Origin of the sequence: Anoxybacillus amylolyticus (assembly GCF_001634285.1) — a bacterium.
GTDB classification, from domain to species: Bacteria; Bacillota; Bacilli; order Bacillales; family Anoxybacillaceae; genus Anoxybacteroides; species Anoxybacteroides amylolyticum.
The window spans coordinates 1,152,503-1,170,283 of sequence record NZ_CP015438.1; the positions used below are offsets into that span (position 1 = coordinate 1,152,503).

16 protein-coding genes and 1 pseudogene are annotated in these 17,781 nt (G+C 42.3%); 14 read left to right on the plus strand and 3 right to left on the minus strand.

The window, feature by feature from the left end; genetic code table 11:
- Window positions 1-28 precede the first annotated feature (28 nt).
- Window positions 29-826: a molybdate ABC transporter substrate-binding protein gene (modA, locus tag GFC30_RS05970; protein ID WP_066323337.1), complete on the plus strand. Its 798-nt coding sequence runs from the start codon at window positions 29-31 to the stop codon at window positions 824-826.
- Between the two features lie 188 nt (window positions 827-1,014).
- Here modA and GFC30_RS05975 read toward each other — a convergent pair whose 3' ends face one another.
- Window positions 1,015-1,341 (minus strand): helix-turn-helix domain-containing protein, encoded by a 327-nt coding sequence (locus GFC30_RS05975; protein ID WP_066323338.1) that lies wholly within the window; start codon window positions 1,339-1,341, stop codon window positions 1,015-1,017.
- 184 nt (window positions 1,342-1,525) lie between these two features.
- Between GFC30_RS05975 and GFC30_RS05980 the strand changes: the two genes are divergently transcribed.
- The 4 genes and pseudogenes from GFC30_RS05980 (at window position 1,526) to GFC30_RS05995 (ending at window position 4,380) form a co-directional block, all read left to right on the plus strand.
- Window positions 1,526-2,536 carry an asparaginase gene (locus tag GFC30_RS05980; RefSeq protein ID WP_066323339.1) on the plus strand — a complete coding sequence of 337 codons (1,011 nt, stop codon included), beginning with the start codon at window positions 1,526-1,528 and terminating at the stop codon, window positions 2,534-2,536.
- Window positions 2,537-2,862, plus strand: a pseudogene (locus GFC30_RS05985) (lyase family protein); the annotation flags it as partial.
- Window positions 2,863-2,924: 62 nt separating this feature from the next.
- Window positions 2,925-3,374: a hypothetical protein gene (locus GFC30_RS05990; protein WP_066323341.1), complete on the plus strand. Its 450-nt coding sequence runs from the start codon at window positions 2,925-2,927 to the stop codon at window positions 3,372-3,374.
- Between the two features lie 37 nt (window positions 3,375-3,411).
- Entirely contained in the window at window positions 3,412-4,380 is a 969-nt protein-coding gene (locus tag GFC30_RS05995) for a YbgA family protein (RefSeq protein WP_066327172.1), read from the plus strand.
- A 636-nt stretch (window positions 4,381-5,016) separates the two neighbouring features.
- Here the strand turns inward: GFC30_RS05995 and GFC30_RS06000 are convergent.
- Complete coding sequence (locus GFC30_RS06000) at window positions 5,017-5,922, minus strand: LysR family transcriptional regulator (protein WP_066323342.1); 906 nt, start codon at window positions 5,920-5,922, stop codon at window positions 5,017-5,019.
- Window positions 5,923-6,076: 154 nt separating this feature from the next.
- The gene (locus GFC30_RS06005; RefSeq protein WP_066323343.1) at window positions 6,077-6,409 is read right to left on the minus strand and encodes a thioredoxin family protein; all 333 of its coding nucleotides are present in this window, start codon (window positions 6,407-6,409) and stop codon (window positions 6,077-6,079) included.
- A gap of 679 nt (window positions 6,410-7,088) precedes the next feature.
- On the opposite strand from GFC30_RS06005, the gene GFC30_RS06010 reads away from it, so the two are divergent.
- The 9 genes from GFC30_RS06010 to menC all read left to right on the plus strand — a co-directional run bounded on the left by GFC30_RS06010 (window position 7,089) and on the right by menC (window position 17,718).
- On the plus strand, window positions 7,089-8,516 hold the full coding sequence (locus GFC30_RS06010) for an NAD-dependent malic enzyme (protein WP_066323344.1): 1,428 nt from the start codon (window positions 7,089-7,091) through the stop codon (window positions 8,514-8,516).
- A gap of 196 nt (window positions 8,517-8,712) precedes the next feature.
- Window positions 8,713-10,224 (plus strand): HD-GYP domain-containing protein, encoded by a 1,512-nt coding sequence (locus GFC30_RS06015; RefSeq protein WP_066323345.1) that lies wholly within the window; start codon window positions 8,713-8,715, stop codon window positions 10,222-10,224.
- Between the two features lie 140 nt (window positions 10,225-10,364).
- On the plus strand, window positions 10,365-12,263 hold the full coding sequence (locus GFC30_RS06020) for a protoglobin domain-containing protein (RefSeq protein WP_066323346.1): 1,899 nt from the start codon (window positions 10,365-10,367) through the stop codon (window positions 12,261-12,263).
- Window positions 12,264-12,479: 216 nt separating this feature from the next.
- Window positions 12,480-12,719, plus strand: coding sequence for a Uma2 family endonuclease (locus GFC30_RS16465; protein ID WP_066323347.1), 240 nt, complete (start codon window positions 12,480-12,482; stop codon window positions 12,717-12,719).
- Window positions 12,720-13,326: 607 nt separating this feature from the next.
- On the plus strand, window positions 13,327-14,064 hold the full coding sequence (locus tag GFC30_RS06030; protein ID WP_066323348.1) for a threonine/serine exporter family protein: 738 nt from the start codon (window positions 13,327-13,329) through the stop codon (window positions 14,062-14,064).
- Between the two features lie 10 nt (window positions 14,065-14,074).
- Window positions 14,075-14,506, plus strand: coding sequence for a threonine/serine exporter family protein (locus GFC30_RS06035; protein ID WP_066323349.1), 432 nt, complete (start codon window positions 14,075-14,077; stop codon window positions 14,504-14,506).
- 108 nt (window positions 14,507-14,614) lie between these two features.
- Window positions 14,615-15,784 carry a M20 peptidase aminoacylase family protein gene (locus GFC30_RS06040; RefSeq protein ID WP_066323350.1) on the plus strand — a complete coding sequence of 390 codons (1,170 nt, stop codon included), beginning with the start codon at window positions 14,615-14,617 and terminating at the stop codon, window positions 15,782-15,784.
- On the plus strand, window positions 15,759-16,589 hold the full coding sequence (locus GFC30_RS06045; protein WP_066323351.1) for a GNAT family N-acetyltransferase: 831 nt from the start codon (window positions 15,759-15,761) through the stop codon (window positions 16,587-16,589). The genes GFC30_RS06040 and GFC30_RS06045 overlap by 26 nt, the downstream gene beginning before the upstream one ends.
- A 10-nt stretch (window positions 16,590-16,599) precedes the next feature.
- Window positions 16,600-17,718 (plus strand): o-succinylbenzoate synthase, encoded by a 1,119-nt coding sequence (gene menC, locus GFC30_RS06050; protein WP_066323352.1) that lies wholly within the window; start codon window positions 16,600-16,602, stop codon window positions 17,716-17,718.
- Window positions 17,719-17,781: the final 63 nt, after the last annotated feature.

Consider the following 17,781-nt stretch of genomic DNA (forward strand, 5'->3'; position numbering starts at 1 on the left):
ATCAATAGTTAAAGAAAGGAAGATAACGATGAAACCTGTTATTCGCATCACAATGAGTGTGTTTTTGTGTGTCTCGCTCCTCTTTATGTTCGGATGTACCAATGAAGAGAAAAAACAGGAATCGAAGCAAACTGTAGAACTAACTATCTCGGCAGCATCTAGTTTACAAAATGCACTGACAGAAATTCAAAAAAGATATGAAAAAGACCACAAAAATATAAAATTAGTATTTAACTTTGGAAGTTCCGGTGCATTGCAACAGCAAATCGAACAAGGAGCGCCAGTAGATTTATTTTTCTCGGCTGCTGAAAATAAATTTCGCCCGCTCGTAGACAAAGGATTAATTAACAAAGAAGAAAGTAAAAATTTGTTAGGAAACGAACTCGTGTTAATTGTTCCGAAAGATAAAGGGAATACGATAAAAGGATTTCAATCTTTAACAGACAATAGCATCAAGCAAATTGCTATTGGCAATCCTGAGACAACTCCTGCAGGTCAGTATGGGAAACAAGTCTTAACGAAGTTAAATCTTTGGGAAAAAGTAAACGGAAAAATCGTATATACAAAGGATGTGCGCCAAGTATTACTGTATGTAGAAACAAATGCAGTAGATGCAGGAATTGTCTTCAAAACGGATGCCCAAATATCTAATAAGGTAAAAGTTGTCGACATAGCAGCTGCTAATATGCATGCTCCTATTATTTATCCAATTGGTATCATTAAGAATACAAAGCATAAAAAAGAGGCTACAGATTTCTATCAATATATACAGACAAAAGATTCTCTCCAAGTTTTTGAGAAATACGGATTTCAGATTTTAAAGTAAGTAATGAGTCGTGTTGATTAATCAATAGAAAAGCGGAGATAGTTTTTCTTCTTCAAGCCTTTCCGTGACAGAGAACTGAACGACTAACCGCTTCTGGGCTCAGTCACAAAATACCCAGTACCCCATAGACATTGAAAAGAGGGAAGTTTCCAGTTGCATAGGCGTTCTTTCTCTATGGAAAGAAACGCCTATTTTTTTGCCATCTCCCGTTTGATTCGAATGAAGGCAATGAGTTGATGAATTTCGTCTTCTGTTAAACGCTCCCCATCGACGGTAATCGAAACGGATGTGTTCGTCAGTTCAATCGTTTGTTGTTCATCATCGACGACGCCAAGCAAGTAATCCGTCGACGTGGCAAATAACGTGGCGAGTTCTTTTACAGCTTCTAACGACGGCTGGCGGTAGCCGGATTCATAGCCGGCGTATGTGCTTTTGGCGATGTTTAATTGATCGGCGATATATTGCAATGACCATTTTTTCTTTTTTCTTAACTCCGACAATCGTTTTGCAATCATCGTTTTCTCTCCCTCTCATGCTCATCACTGAATGTTCGCGAAACGAATAAAAACACTTGTTATTTTCTTTTTTTCTGAATATAATTGAAACATATATACGCGAATCGCGAACAACTTTACTTATAATGTACAATACATCACGTAAAAAATACAATAGATTATTTATCACCACGAGGTGACGATGATGAAAAACATTTTGTTATTAGCGACAGGAGGCACGATTGCTTCTGTTCCAAGTGAAGAAGGACTGACGCCGAAGCTGACGGCAGAACAATTAACAGGCTACATCACAATCGAAAACCAGCCGTATCGGTTAGACAGCCAAATTTTAATGAACATCGACAGCACGAATATGCAGCCGGAGCATTGGCGCGAGATTGCCGAGGCCATTTATCAAAACTACGACAACTATGACGGATTTGTCGTTACGCACGGAACAGATACGATGGCATATACAGCGGCTGCGTTGTCGTATATGCTCCAACACGGCAATAAACCGATCGTGTTGACCGGTTCGCAAGTGCCGATCGGCTTTGAAAAAACGGATGCGAAAAAAAATATACGCGATGCGCTTCGTTTTGCTTGCGAAAACATCGGCGGCGTCTTCGTCGTATTCGATGGGCGCGTCATTTTAGGTACAAGAGCGGTAAAAATGCGGACGAAAAGTTACGACGCGTTTGAAAGCATTAACCATCCGTACGTCGCTTATATTCATAAAGACCGCATCGACTATCAATGCGAGCTAGAAACGACGCATGAGCAGCTACAATTTGATCCGTCGCTTTGCCCCGATGTGTTTTTATTAAAACTTCATCCAGGCACGAAGCCGGAAATCTTCGATTACATTCGTCACTTATATCGCGGGGTGATCATCGAAAGCTTCGGTAGCGGCGGTGTACCGTTTCAAGGGCGCAATTTGTTGCCAAAAATAAAAGAGCTCATTGATGATGGAATGGCAGTTGTCATTACGACGCAATGTTTAGAAGAAGGAGAAGATTTAACATTATATGAAGTTGGGCGGAAAGTGGCGCAAAATACCGTCATTTTATCAGGCGATATGAATACGGAAGCGATCGTGCCGAAGCTCATGTGGGCGTTAGGAAAAACGACGAATTTGCTTGACATTAAAGCGATCATGGAAACGCCAATTGCCAATGACATTACGCCAAAACAAGAAGAAAGTTGGGATGCGTAAATGATGCAAACAAAAGCAGTACGAATGGAACGCGATTTTCTTGGCGAAAAAGAAATTCCAGCTGACGCGTATTACGGCATTCAAACGATGCGCGCAGTCGAAAATTTCCCGATTACCGGCTACCGTTTGCACCGGGAGCTTATCCAAGCGATGGCGACTGTGAAAAAAGCAGCAGCACTCGCGAATATGGAAACTGGTCAACTCGATCGGCGCATCGGTGAAGCGATTGTGAAAGCGGCCAAAGAAATCATCGGAGGACGATGGCACGACCAGTAGGGGGCACGGGCACGTCAATCAATATGAACAGGAACGAAGTGATCGTTCATGTCTTCTTTTTTGCTGAAATTGCTCATCTATAGTATATTTTAGTGAAAAAGGAGACTGAGTCATGAATTTGCCCCGTTTCGTTATCAAGGGAAGTGTCGCCGGCGTGATTTCTGGCGTCATACTCGGCCTGTTTTTAAAAACGATTGAAATACGTTGGAACATCAACGTGTATACGCTGCTGTTAAATGTCGATTATATTCCTGTTTTCAACCGATTTTCGTTTTCGGAAATGGTCGAGTTCTCTTTTCACCTGATTATATCGGTCATTTTAGCGACGATTCTTTTATACGTTGCCACAAAGCACCAATGGACGCGTCAGCAAATGATGGTACGTACGATCGGAATTTCTCTTTTCATTGGCCTTGTTCTTTATCCAACAACCGCCTTGTCGGAGCGGACACCTCCATTGACTTCTGTTCCTGCGTTGTTTTGCTGGCTGTTTGGACATTTGTTATATGGAGTGGCGCTAAGCTTGTTTTACTGGGATAAGAACGAGACGCAAGCGATTTGAAGGTAAGGAAATGGAATTGGTAGAGAGGATGGGAGCGATGCCACGTTTTGCGACACCTGTTGTCGTTGTAAGCGAATGTTTAGGATTTGCGCCTTGCCGTTATAACGGAGATCAACTCGAAGATGAAACGGTTCGTAAACTCGTACCATTTGTGCGTTTTATTCCTGTTTGTCCTGAAATGCAAATCGGTCTCGGAACTCCACGGGAAACGATTCGTCTTGTGATGACGGAGTCAGGTGTACGACTCGTGCAGCCGTCCACAGGGATCGATTGGACGGAAGTGATGAATGGTTTTTCTGCTGCTTTTTTACATAAACTGCGAGATGTAGATGGATTTATTTTGAAAAGCCGCTCGCCTTCTTGCGGAATGAAAGATGTGAAAATTTACCGAAATGAACAAAAAGGACCGACTGCTGGGAAGGGAAGCGGCTTGTTTGCCGAACAAGTGTTGATGATGTTTCCGCATAAAGCGATCGAAGAAGAGGGGAGGCTTACGAATTTTTCCATTCGTGAGCATTTTTTGACAAAATTATTTACGCTTGCGCTATTTCGGGAAGTAAAGCAAACGAAATCGCATCACCAACTTGTCGAATTTCATGCAGAACATAAATATTTGTTCATGGCGTACCATCAAAAAAAATTGAAAGAACTTGGTAACACGGTTGCGAATCGAGAACGGCTGCCAATCGATGAAGTGTTTTCACGTTATGAACAAATATTGTGCGAACTATTCGCGAAACGTTCCCGACGAAAAGCAAACATAAACGTTTGCCAACATATGATGGGGTATTTTAAACATGAACTGTCTACTGAAGAAAAGCACTACTTCGAACAGTTGTTATCGAAATATCGTGATGGGAAGCTGCCGCTAAGCAGTGTGACAAGTGTGATTAAATCATGGGCGGTTCGCTATAAAAATGAGTATTTGTTGAAACAGCGTTATTTTGAACCCTACCCGGAGGAACTAATAGATATAACAGATTCTGGGAAAGGAAGGGATTATTGAACAATAGATAGCGTTTGTCAACGTATGTGCGATAGCTGGCACCGACGCCTGTCGAAAAACTGCCGGCAAAAAATGCAGTTGAATTTTCCATCATTTTATCATAGCGGCCGAGAAGACTCACACTTTGAAGCGTCGAGTAAGTGGGGATGAATCGGTCGGTTTTGGTTTGAAAAACACCTTTGAATGACAAGGGTGTTTTTCTTTTGACCATCTTTCCTCATAAAATTATGGCCACTCATATTTTCTTAGATGAAGCAGGATCATTTTCGTTTGCGATAAGGAAATAATTGTCCGCTTCCGAAACGAAAAAAGAGAAAAAAGTATCCCAAAAGATCTTTTTCAAGTTCATCAGCTGCATGTTATATATAGATGCAATTTGGAACTTTAACGTTTTCATCTTTTATGGAGTAGGTATTTTTCGACTGTTCGGTTCTCTGTCACGCGAATGCGTGACGCAGGAAAGCCTTTGGCTGGTCTCCGACAGTCGAAAAAATAAGTTAAACTCCCTAGTTATAATCGGAAAGATAGAAAGTAATACAATTTTCGGAGAGAGGGGAAAGATTGGCGGTAACTTAGCCGACCATTTGCCCCTTTTTGCCGCTTTTATTAAATCCAGCACAAATGCGGCTTTTGCCATTATTGCTTTGCTAAGCTGTTTGCCGAAGTTCTATGCTTCCGTAAAATGTCTAAAAACACTTCCATCGCTTTTGTATAAAACGGGGTTTTTTGAGTGATAAAGGAAAATTGGCGAAAAAAAGGCTGGTCATCAATATGTATCAGTTTCAATGTCCCAAAAGAAAGCTCTTTTCTTACTGTCCATTGTGAAAGGAATGTAATGCCCAAGCCGGCTTCCACCACTTCTTTAATCAGCTGTGTACTGCCAAATTCCATGATATCGTGCGGAAAAAAGTTATATTTTGAAAACAATTTGTCGGTTGCTTTCCTTGTTCCAGACCCCGTTTCGCGAACGATCCATGTTTCGCTGCGAAGATCATCAATAGACACCCTTTTCTTTTTTGCATACGGATGGTTAGCAGAAGCGATGATAAACATTTGGTCTTCGGCAAACGGTTCGATATAAACATCTTTCATCTCAATGTCCATTTCGATAATCCCGACATCCAATTGATGGTTGCTCACCATTTCTACAATTTCATTCGAATTTCCGATGGTGATGGCCGGTTTAATTAATGGGTACTGTTTATGCAACTCGGCCATAATATGGGGAAGGATATACTCGCCGTAAGTATAGCTGGCGCCGATGGACAGCGCTCCGCTGGCGTGGTTCATTAAGTCATCGATCAAATGGTTCATGCGAGTATAAAGCCCTAATATTTCTTTCGCATGATGGTAAACAATTTTTCCAGCTTTATTAAGTTTTACGTACTTGTTGTTTCGCTCTAGCAATTTTGTTCCCATTAGGCGCTCCAATGTTTGGATATGCTGGCTCACCGCCGGCTGTGTCATGTGTAATTCTTCGGCAGCGCGTGTAAAATTTTTCTTTTCCGCCACTTTGACAAACACGTGCAATAATTGATCCAATACGTTCCCTCCAGTAATTATTCATAATAATTATCATTAATATTATAATCATTTATTTTGCTTATATTAAAGAAAGTTGATGGATTAAAATTAATGACAATGATAAAACTCCCGATGGTGGACAAAAACACATAAAGGCTGGTATTGTTTACGGCTATTCCATTAAAAAATAAATTTTTTCCACTTTCTTTTTAAACTGTTCAACATGAACAAACCTTGCCTCTCGTAAAACTTCTTTTCCATCGACATATAAAATCAAAACAGGTGCGGTCAATATGGAAAGGTGCCCTGCTATGTTCGGGACATTATCGACGTTGACAAAGGCCATTTGAATCTTTGGAAATTCCGCCATGACTTTTTGCACTTTCGGTAACAATGCATGACAAACACTGCAATGTGTTTTTGAGATGTATAAAAATGCTAAATAATGATTGTTTACGAAATGCTCGATTTCTTCTATGGAAAATAGCTCATTTTTTGCATTCAAAGGTTATGTCGTCTCCTTCTATGCCGATTTTCAACAAATCTCCTTTTTATTATACTATAGGAAGCTGCAAGAATTCTTGTGTCTGATATTGGTGAAGAGCGACAGATTTTACAATTGCCAAAACTCATTCGTGTGATTTGGATATGACAAATCCGTTATTTTTTAGGGACTTTTCGGACCGCCCCTTTTTTACGAAAGTAACAGTGAATAATCGGTTGTTCTCACGCTAGATAGGGAGTAAAATTGATTGATAGATGTTTCTTTTCCACTCAGCAGGAATTGCAGCAAATGAAGCGAATTTAAAGGAGATGTGATGAAAATACTAGCCACAGTCAGCCGTGAATTTGTATAATGTCTATATCTTGCATTGCCCAAAGCGGTAGGACAAGTCAGCTCGCCTGGTCATACCGGTAGAACAACAATTTAACAATGAAACGTTTGTTCCTTGACTATATAAATGCACATTGAAGTGTTAACACTTTTCGACTGTCGGGCGACCGAACAACACCGCTCCCAGACAAATGAATTTGTCTGGGAGGCGGCTCGTTGTTCGGTTCTCTGTCACGCGAACGCGTGACGCAGGCAAGCCTTTCGCTTGCCTCTGACAGTCGAAAAAATAAGTGAAACTCCCAAGTTGCATGTATATAACAGCAAAAGATTGAAAGAGAGGTAGATACATATGGCAATACCAAGCGGGGCGAGCATGCATATTACGATTCGCCTGCAGTTTGCAAAACAGTTAGTGTCGTTTGGCGATATCGCCACAACGATCGGTCAAGCGGGAGGAGATATTGTCGGCATTGACGTTATTTCTTCAAGTAAAACACATACTGTTCGCGATATTACGGTGAGTGTGCTAGATTCTAAGCATGCAGATTTAGTCGTCGATACGTTGCGTAAAACGAACGGCGTTAAAGTTATTAATGTGTCCGATCGGACGTTTTTAATGCATATCGGTGGGAAAATTGAAGTAGCGTCGAAAATCCCAATTAAGACGCGTGACGATTTATCGCGCGTATATACGCCAGGAGTGGCGCGTGTATGTACAGCCATTGCCGAAGATCCAAATAAGGCGTATTCGCTAACGATTAAGCGGAATACGGTGGCGGTCGTCTCCGATGGAACAGCTGTGCTAGGATTAGGGGATATCGGACCGCACGCTGCGATGCCTGTGATGGAAGGAAAAGCGATGCTGTTTAAGCAACTCGCTGGCGTCGATGCATTCCCGATTTGCTTAGATACAAAAGATACAGAAGAAATTATTCAAATTGTCAAGGCAATCGCGCCGGCGTTTGGTGGCATTAATTTAGAAGATATTTCGGCTCCGCGTTGCTTTGAAATCGAAGAGCGGTTAAAACAAGAGCTTGATATTCCTGTGTTCCATGACGACCAGCACGGTACAGCTGTTGTATTGCTTGCCGGATTGTTAAATGCGTTAAAAATTGTCGGCAAAAAAATTAGCGACATTAAAGTCGTCTTAACTGGTGTTGGGGCAGCGGGGATTGCCTGCACGAAAATTTTGCTAGCTGCTGGTGTGAAAAATATTATCGGTGTCGACCGCCACGGCGCGATTCACCGCGGGGGGGAATATGACAATCCATACTGGAACGAATATGCGCAATTAACGAATCCCGAAAATATAAGCGGCACGCTTTCCGATGTCATTAAAGGTGCGGACGTGTTTATCGGGGTATCGGCGCCAGGAATTTTGAAGGTAGAAGATGTGCAGAGCATGGCGAAAGACCCGATCGTTTTTGCGATGGCAAACCCAATTCCAGAAATCGATCCAGAACTTGCAGAGCCGTACGTTCGTGTGATGGCAACGGGACGTTCGGACTATCCGAACCAAATTAATAACGTTCTTTGCTTCCCAGGCATTTTCCGCGGAGCGCTCGATTGCCGAGCGATTGAGATTAACGAGGAGATGAAGCTAGCAGCAGCGCAAGCGATTGCTTCTGTGGTGACGGACGAAGAGTTAAGCGAAACATATATTATCCCGAGTGTATTTAACAGCAAAGTAGCGGAAAGAGTGCGCGAAGCGGTCATTAAAGCGGCGTATCAAACAGGAGTGGCGCGCAAAGAAGATATTATGTTTAAATTAGAATAGAAAAAAGTACCGAAACCTCTTATGAAGAGGTTTCGGTCGTTTTAAAAAGATAGACCCCCATGCCGAAAAAATTTCGGCGCCATCGGAAGGATGAAAATACCCTTCTATCGAATATTTTAAGTTTATACATTTTGAAATTTAGGTATTTTCAAGATAGAAGGGCTGGTATAATAGAGAAAAGAGAGAAAGGGGATGAATGTGGGTGGCGACGTATAAACGAACATTGCTTTATCTTTTCCGAAATTATATAATCGGTTCGCTTATTGCCGTTGTTGGGGTAGGAAGTACGCTCATGACGATGACGCTTCACGTGATGAAAAGCGATTTGTATTTATTGCTGTTTGTCCAATTTGTTTCACTAATTATTATGTTTGCGTTAGAGTATCGTGCCTTTCGAAACGATATTTCCCCGATTCGAACACTGTTTTTTTCTCCCCACTTTAGCGAACAGCAATTTTACTTTGCTCTCGTGCAGGCGAAGCGTTTTCCGCTTTTGACGGTTCGGCGTATTTTCATTCCTCATTTTCTCGGATTGTCAATACCGGCTATGTTTATAACGACTGTCCTAATTTATCAAGGATTGTTGCATATTCCTTATGTTTATGTGTTATATGCATTGCTAGGTGCTTTTTTAATTGCTAGCCTTCATGCGGTATTGGAGTTTTTTCTGACCGTTCAAGCGATGAAGCCGCTTATTCGGGAAATCATTGAAATTGGAAGGCAAAACGGGTGGACAGAAGCTGTTGGGGCTACGAACGCGGTTTATGTGCCGATAAAAATCCAGCTTCAATTGAGTGTCTTATTTATCGGAACGTTCCCAATTATTTTGTTCGTACTAGCAAGCCAAATTAAAACGACGCTTTCCGCTGCTGATTTTGGCTGGGTGTTAGCTGTATTATGTATGTCCATTTCCTTTTCTCTATTTGCGGCACACATTTTAGCCAAAGAAATTGAAAGCCCCATTCAAGAGTTGTATAAAAGCATGAAAGGTGTGCAGGCGGAATCATTTGAAATGATCTGCGACAATATTTACATTGATGAGTTTTCGGAACTAACGAATGGCTTTAATCATATGATTGATGCGATTTTGCGACGAGAAGAAAAAAATAAACAGCTGCTTGACAGTTTTATTACTGTCATGGTAACGGCACTTGATGCACGTGATACATATACAGCTGGTCACTCGCTCCGGGTCGCGACGTATGCTTTAGAAATTGGGAAACGCCTGCGTCTTCCAGAAGAACAGCTGCAAAAATTATACAAATCCGCAATTCTTCATGATATTGGAAAAATAGGGATTCCTGACGCGGTGTTGTTAAAAGACGGACGATTGACGGACGAAGAATTTGCATGGATTAAAAAACATCCCGTGCTCGGTGAAAATATTTTGCAACAAGTGCAGCCGATCGAAGAAGTGAAAGATTTGCTTCCGGGCATTCGCTCGCATCATGAGCGAATCGACGGAAAAGGCTATCCAGACGGGTTAAAAGGCGAGCAAATTCCGCTGTTTGGCCGCATTATTGCGGTGGCGGACGCGTTTGACGCGATGACGTCTGACCGCCCATATCGAAAAGGAATGAGCGTCGAAACGGCCGTATCCATTTTGCTAAGCGGAAAAGGAACACAATGGGATGCAGAAATGGTCGATCATTTCGTCGCACACTTACAAGGGCAACATCCACATATATACCCAGAAAGGGTGGGGTAAGGCGGACAAGGATTTGTCCGTCGTTTTTTATGGTTTAAAAAGTGATGCTTATTCAAAAAATCACCAACATTTTAAAGTGAAAAAGAAAAAAAGTGTATTATAATGGAAGAAAGAGGGGATTTATAGGGGGATTTGAGTAGATGAAGAGAATACGAGTAACAAATAAAGAGAGACTGCAACAATTGAGTTATACGGGGGTGACGGAAGAAAGGCTGGAGTATTTGCGTGAATATAGGCATATATTATTCTCGCTTATTGATGCGATTGTTAGCGAGTTATACGAAGATATATGGGCGGTTGATTCACTACGTGACGTTATCCAGCGCCACTCGACGTTAGAGAGATTAAAAAAGACGCAGGCAGAATATTTACATCAATGTTTCGAGGCAACGATTGATGACGAATATATTGAAAGACGTTATCGAATCGGAAAAGTTCATTCCGAAATCGGGCTTGATTTAATGTGGTATTTAGCTACTTATACGAAATATCTCGACATTATTTACAAACACGTATCCGCTGTGCTCCCTAAGGAAGCAACGAATATTTTACTTGTTGTTCAGACGATTTTTTCGTTTGATATGCAGCTGACATTAGAAGCGTACAAATCAGTAGAAATTGAAAAAGCTGCCCACCCGTTGCGCTATGAATTGGACAAGCTGCGGCAAGTGCACGGTTTTACGAATGAGGATTTAGAAAACCTTGAGAAATTGAGTGGCTACATTTCATTTTGTATTGACGATATTATGAATCATTTTTATCATTGCCTTGTTCACCGGCTAGGGGAAGAAAATAGGTATAGCTTTTTACAAACAGAGAAGTATTTATCATATATTAGAAATTTTTTGCTACAATTTTTTCAAGAAAAAGTATATTGCGACTCAGAAGCTTATTTTTTAATTATTCGGGATTGGAGTCGCCTCATTATCGAACAGCGGTACCAAGAAAGCTTTTTTCATATTTCATCCGAATCGATTGGGGAAGCACTAAAAAAAGTATTTTTGACAAAAGAATATTTACACGATCCGAAAATCGTTCAATATATTCATTCGTTTGAACGTTTTTCTAAATTCACTTTAGCAATTATGAATGAAATTATCCGGCCATATTTGTTTTTACGCGATTTTGACTTTTTGGATATTTATGCGTATGAAATTAGCACAATCGATTTTGGGCGATTGACGTGGATTGACGATAAGATGAAGCGATTGTTAAAAACGCTTGGCATTGATGAAGAACATCCGATTGGTCGCCGCTGTTACGAACTGCTCCATAACCGTACCGTTCCTTGTTCAGGCTGTCCAGCTCTAGAAGGAAAATCGGAGCCGATGATGGCGACATTTATGAACGAGCATGGGGTAAGTTATTATAAAATTCGGATACTACCACAAACAAAAATTTTTGAACTATCCAGAGCGCTGCTTGTTATTCAAGATGTGACGAAAGAATCGAAAGTGATGTTTGATACGCTAGAGCGGCTGTTGCAGTTGGCCGAATATCGAGACGATGATACGAAAAATCATGTTCACCGCATCGGTATGCTTTCTAGAATGTTGGCACGGTTGGCAGGATGTGATGAGCAATTTGTTTCCCATATTGAAATTGCCGCGAAATTTCATGATATCGGGAAAGTGGGCATTCCAGATTATATTTTAAACAAACCAGGAAAATTGACAAAAGAAGAATGGGAATCGATGAAAACGCATGTGCTCATCGGTCATCAAATTCTTGCTAACTTAGACTTGCCCGTCATTCAAATGGCGGCGAATATTGCCCGAACGCACCACGAATGGTGGAACGGAGGTGGCTATCCGAACGGGTTAAAAGGAGAGGAAATCCCGTTAGAAGGACGGATTGTTGCTATTGTGGACGTATTTGATGCCTTATTATCTAAGCGGGTATACAAAGAAGCATTTCCGCCAGAAAAAGTGAAAGAGATCTTAATAGATGGGCGTGGCAAGCAATTTGATCCGAAGTTAGTGGATCTGTTTGTTTCGATGTGGGATGATTTTTTGATGGCAAGAGAGCGGTTGGTGTAAAGCGGACGGAGAGGTTTGAGTTACCCTGTGATATAATGAATAAAAAGTAAATGGGGTGAATGGAAATGAAAACTCCAGAGTCCCAGCATAAAAGCTATACGTATAAAGAATATGCAGAGTGGGATGGGAAATGGAAGTTGATTGACGGCGTTCCATATAATATGTCCCTCTCTCCATCCTTTTCGCATCAAGGATTATTGGGAGTTTTATGCTGTTTTGCGATCATTTTTTGAGAAACAAGGCTGCGCGGTTGTTCTCGCTCCGTTTGATGTAAGGCTAAATGCCAGCTTTCATTACGAAACGGCGAAACATATCGTGCAACCAGATCTGTTGGTCGTTTGCGACAAACAGAAAATCACTGAAAAAAGTTGCGATGGGCCTCCTGATTTAACGATTGAAGTGCTGTCTCCGAGCACGGCGTTAAAAGACAGAAATGAAAAATACAACTTGTATTAGCAGTTTCGAGTAAAAGAATATTGGATGGTCGATCCTATTCATCGAACAGTGGAAGTATACGGCTGGGAGGATGGTTTATTCCGGAACTGCAATTAACTCTTTCTGAAGTGTTAAAGCAGCCATGGTAGCTTTCGCTTTTCCCTTGAAGTAGGCAAATCGTTTTGCCCGCTGGCGTTCATTCGATACTTGTGGTTCGCTATCATACAACTGGGGAGTTTACCTTCATTTTTTTCGACTGTCGAGGCAAGCTTATGGCTTGCCTTCGTCATGCTTTGGCGTGCAGAGGACCGCACCACCAGCCGCTTCCTAGACAAATTCATTTGTCTAGGAGCGGTGTTGTTCAAAGATAGGAAAGCATAGAATTTTGCAATTGGGCAGAGAGCTGTCTAGTTCCACGCGCCACCTTCTTTCGGCGGCTAAGCCTCCTCGGTGGGGCTTGTGCGCTATTCGCCGATAGACAGGCGCTTTGCGCTTTTCTTAGGTCGCGCGACAGTCGAAAAATTAAAGCTTCAACGTGGATTTACATTCTAAATGGCAAAGATGTGCCTATTTCTCTTCTTTTCTTGTGGTATACTAATGGAGAGATTGATTAGAACGGAGAATTGGCATGGAAGACATTCATGTAGCGGATGTTTGTTTATTAGCAGGGAAAATTATGTTGCAAAGCGGAGCGGAAACGTATCGGGTAGAGGATACGATGGTGCGAATTGCCGCCGCATTTGGCATGCCGCATTCGCACAGCTATGTAACGCCAACTGGAATTATTTTTGCGATTGATGGAGCAGGACCAGCGAGGTTAATCCGTATCGTAGAGCGCTCGACCGACTTACAGAAAGTAACGATTGTCAACAGCATTTCTCGGCAAATTAGTTGTGGAGAGCTATCGCTTTCTCAGGCATATATGCTATTGAAACAACTCGAACAAAAAAATGTATCGTACCCGTTTGTATGGCAAATTGCGGCCGCGGCGATTGCAAGCGGTTGTTTTGTTGTCATGTTTGCTGGGGCATTTAGCGACGTTTTACCTGCATGTGTTGCCGGCGGGATCGGTTTTTCCGGCTTATATTATATGCACCGGCTTGTAAAAATTAAGTTTTTCTCTGAATTTTTTGCATCGTTTCTTTCTGGAATTATAGCGATTGTGCTTGTAGAGGTCGGACTTGGCAACAACGTTGATAAAATCATCATTGGCTCCGTCATGCCGTTAGTTCCAGGAATGTTAATTACGAATGCCGTACGGGATTTAATGGCAGGACATTTAGTCGCTGGATTGTCCAAAGGAGCGGAAGCGTTTTTAACCGCATTTGCTATCGGGACGGGAATCGCGGTAGTTTTAGCGATGTAGGAGGAAAAGTATGGGCGCTGAACAACTAGCAATGAGTTTTATTGCCACGGCGGCGTTTGGTCTTATTTTTAATGTTCCGAAAAAGTTGCTTGCCCATTGTGGAGTTGTCGGGATGATTGGCTGGCTCATTTACCTTTTAATCGTCGAACACGAATTAGATCCTGTTTTAGCGACGTTTTTTGCTGCTTTTGTTGTTGCGGTAGTTAGCCAGTTATTAGCAAGGGCATATAAAACACCGGTGACGATTTTTAGCGTTTCGGGTATCATTCCTCTTGTTCCAGGGGGATTGGCATATGAAGCGATGCGGCACGTCGTTGTCAATGACTACAATATGGCGCTTCAATTGGCAGCGAAAGCGTTTATGCTCTCAGGGGCGATTGCAATGGGGATTGTTTTTTCAGAAGTAGTCAATCAAATGGTGAAAACAAAGTTTTTTCGGTAGAATCTAGGTATTTCACACATATTTCTTTCTTTTTTGATATTGAAACACTTTTTTGAATATTATAATATATTCAACAACTATTGTATGTCATAACTGAGGAGAGAAGACATGAAAAGTGCATTAGAAAGTATTCGACAAGAATTATGGAATGTGTTCGACCTTTTGCATCAGCATCCAGAAATCAGTTGGGAAGAATTCAAAACAACCGAATTTTTAAAACAGCAACTAATTCAAGAAGGATATCGCGTTCAAACATTTTCTGATTGCACTGGAGTTATCGGGGAATTTGGCAATGGATCGTTGACCGTCGGGTTACGGGCGGATATGGACGCACTTTGGCAAGAAGTGGACGGAGTATGGAAGGCTAATCATTCGTGCGGTCACGATGCTCATATGACTATGGTGCTGGGGGTTATAAAATTGTTTAACCGCATTGGTTATCATCCGCCGGGGAAACTAAAAATTTTGTTTCAGCCAGCAGAAGAAATGGGAACCGGTGCATTGAAAATGATGGAAAAAGGGGTCGTCGATGATGTGGACTTTTTATATGGCGTGCATTTGCGACCGATTCAGGAATTACGCAGTGGCTATGCATCGCCAGCGATTTTGCACGGAGCGGCGCAAATTATTAATGGAGAAATTAAAGGAGTGGCGGCACATGCGGCACGACCGCATCTTGGCGTGAATGCGATTGAAGTTGGAAGCGCGCTTGTGCAAGAACTAGGCAAAATCCACATCGATCCACAAGTGCCAGCATCGATTAAAATGACCCGATTTCATGCAGGGGGGAAAAGCGCCAACATCATTCCAGAACATGCCGATTTTACGCTTGATTTGCGAGCGCAAACGAACGAAACGATGAAACAGCTTGTTGAACATTTACATCATGTCGTAAAAGGGATAGAGATGATTTATGGGGCGGAAATTTCCCTTGAACAAAGTGTTCGAATTGTTGCTGCGAACGTGCATCCAGAGGCAAAGAAACTGATGGAAAAAGCGATTGTTGCAACAATCGGACAAGAAAAGTGTGCCCCTCCAGTCGTGACATCAGGTGGAGAGGATTTTCACTTTTACTCAGTCATGAAACCAGCATTGAAAACGACGATGCTCGGTCTCGGATGTGACTTAGCGCCAGGGTTGCATCATCCTCATATGACGTTCCGTCGCGACGATTTACTCACCGGAGTGGAAATTTTAGCAAGAACGGTGATGGAAACATTCCGCGCGGCGCAAACAAAAGGGGAGAACGACGTTGAACATTTCGCTGCAAACAATTAGTACGATGGAGCAGTTAAAGGAAATGGCAGAGTTAGAGCATCGCGTCTGGCAATCAACGTCCATTCCGCTACATCAAACGCTCACTGTTGCAAAAAATGGTGGCATTATTATCGGGGCGTATGATGCTGAGCGACTCGTCGGTTTTGTCTATAGTTTTCCTGGATATCGAAACGGCGACGTGTATTTATGTTCGCATATGCTAGGTATTGATGAAGATTACCGCAACAAAGGCATTGGGTATTTGCTAAAACAAGCGCAGGCGGAGGTAGCGAAAAAACTTGGTTATCGCCTCATTCGGTGGACGTACGACCCACTCGAAAGCCGTAACGCCTATTTAAATATGGTGAAGCTTGGCGCCATTTGTTCCGAGTATATAGAAAATTGCTATGGTGAAATGAGTGATGCGCTCAATAAGCATTTGCCGTCCGACCGATTTAACGTCGAATGGCATATTAATAGCCGCTACGTACAAGAGCGTCATATCTTTGTTTCTTCAATTCGTCCGTCGGAAGAAGCAGAAGTGCTTCATTGGCGTATGCACGAAACAGGAGAGCCGGAAGCAGTCGTATCCTTGCGGGAGTGGGAAACATTTTCAGAGCAACCGTTTTTATTTGTTCCAATTCCGCGTCATTTTCAACGCATAAAAGAGAAGAACCGAGAATTGGCGTTCGACTGGCGCTATAAAACACGCGCTATATTCACCCGTCTGTTTCAAGAAGGATGGTCGGTTGTGCATGTGGAACGAACGGAGAAGGAGCCGATACAATATTATGTGCTCGTGAAACGAGGTAATATACCGTTATGAGGTGGAAACAATGAAAATAAATCGAGTAGTTTTGCGGCATATGCAAATGAAACTAAAAGCGCCGTTTACGACGAGCTTCGGTTCGTTTACTACTAAAGAGTTTATTTTAGTGGAAGCGATTGACGAAGATGGGGTGTCCGGGTGGGGGGAATCGGTAGCGTTTCACTCGCCATGGTATAACGAAGAAACGGTGAAAACAAACTGGCACATGTTAGAAGATTTTTTATTGCCGCTTCTATTCCAAGCGCCTATTGCTCACCCAGATGAGTTAAGCGGTCGTTTTTCGGGGATTCGCAAAAACAATATGGCAAAAGCAGCGATTGAAGGGGCGATATGGGATTTATTTGCGAAGAAAAAGAATGTCCCATTAAGCGAGGTACTTGGCGGAACGAAAAAGCAAATTGATGTCGGCATTAGCATCGGGATTCAAAAAGGTATAGCCGACTTATTGGGTATTGTCGAACGCTATGTGCACGAAGGGTATCGACGGATAAAAGTGAAAATTAAGCCAGGCTGCGATGTCGAAGTCATTCGCGAAATTCGCCGTCATTTTCCTGATATACCGTTAATGGCAGATGCGAACTCAGCATATTCACTAAAAGACATCGAGAGGTTAAAGGCGCTTGACGAATTTGAATTGATGATGATCGAGCAACCGCTCGCTGCGGACGATATTGTTGATCATGCTGCATTGCAAGCACAACTAAATACCCCTATTTGCCTTGACGAAAGCATTCATTCGTACGAAGATGCTAGAAAAGCAATTGAGCTTGGCAGTTGCCGCGTTATTAATATTAAAATTGGCCGTGTAGGCGGCTTGACAGAAGCGAAGCGCATCCATGATTTTTGCCAAACGCACCATATCCCTGTTTGGTGTGGGGGAATGCTTGAATCTGGAGTAGGACGAGCGCATAATATTGCGATAACTACGCTTTCTAATTTCTCTCTGCCAGGGGACACGGCTGCTTCTTCGTATTACTGGGAGCGAGATATTATTTTTCCTGAAGTAATGGTACATAATGGAACGATTACGGTTCCAGACAATCCAGGCATTGGCTATGATGTTGACCGACAGCAAGTGACCCGCTATACAACGTTTACGAAAACATATCGTCCATCATTGGAATAACCGATCTGTCGAACAGGTCGGTTTTTATTTTGGAGTATTTTTTTTACGAAAAAGCAACAATAG

Excerpts from the sequence above, each read along its gene's own strand:
- GFC30_RS06015 (WP_066323345.1), top strand. The coding sequence starts at position 8,713 with ATGTGGGTGGCGACGTATAAACGAACATTGCTTTATCTTTTCCGAAAT.
- menC (WP_066323352.1), top strand. The coding sequence starts at position 16,600 with ATGAAAATAAATCGAGTAGTTTTGCGGCATATGCAAATGAAACTAAAA.
- GFC30_RS06020 (WP_066323346.1), top strand. The coding sequence starts at position 10,365 with ATGAAGAGAATACGAGTAACAAATAAAGAGAGACTGCAACAATTGAGT.
- GFC30_RS05980 (WP_066323339.1), top strand. The coding sequence starts at position 1,526 with ATGAAAAACATTTTGTTATTAGCGACAGGAGGCACGATTGCTTCTGTT.
- GFC30_RS06035 (WP_066323349.1), top strand. The coding sequence starts at position 14,075 with ATGGGCGCTGAACAACTAGCAATGAGTTTTATTGCCACGGCGGCGTTT.
- GFC30_RS05990 (WP_066323341.1), top strand. The coding sequence starts at position 2,925 with ATGAATTTGCCCCGTTTCGTTATCAAGGGAAGTGTCGCCGGCGTGATT.
- modA (WP_066323337.1), top strand. The coding sequence starts at position 29 with ATGAAACCTGTTATTCGCATCACAATGAGTGTGTTTTTGTGTGTCTCG.
- GFC30_RS05975 (WP_066323338.1), bottom strand. The coding sequence starts at position 1,341 with ATGATTGCAAAACGATTGTCGGAGTTAAGAAAAAAGAAAAAATGGTCA.
- GFC30_RS06040 (WP_066323350.1), top strand. The coding sequence starts at position 14,615 with ATGAAAAGTGCATTAGAAAGTATTCGACAAGAATTATGGAATGTGTTC.
- GFC30_RS05995 (WP_066327172.1), top strand. The coding sequence starts at position 3,412 with ATGCCACGTTTTGCGACACCTGTTGTCGTTGTAAGCGAATGTTTAGGA.
- GFC30_RS06030 (WP_066323348.1), top strand. The coding sequence starts at position 13,327 with ATGGAAGACATTCATGTAGCGGATGTTTGTTTATTAGCAGGGAAAATT.
- GFC30_RS06010 (WP_066323344.1), top strand. The coding sequence starts at position 7,089 with ATGGCAATACCAAGCGGGGCGAGCATGCATATTACGATTCGCCTGCAG.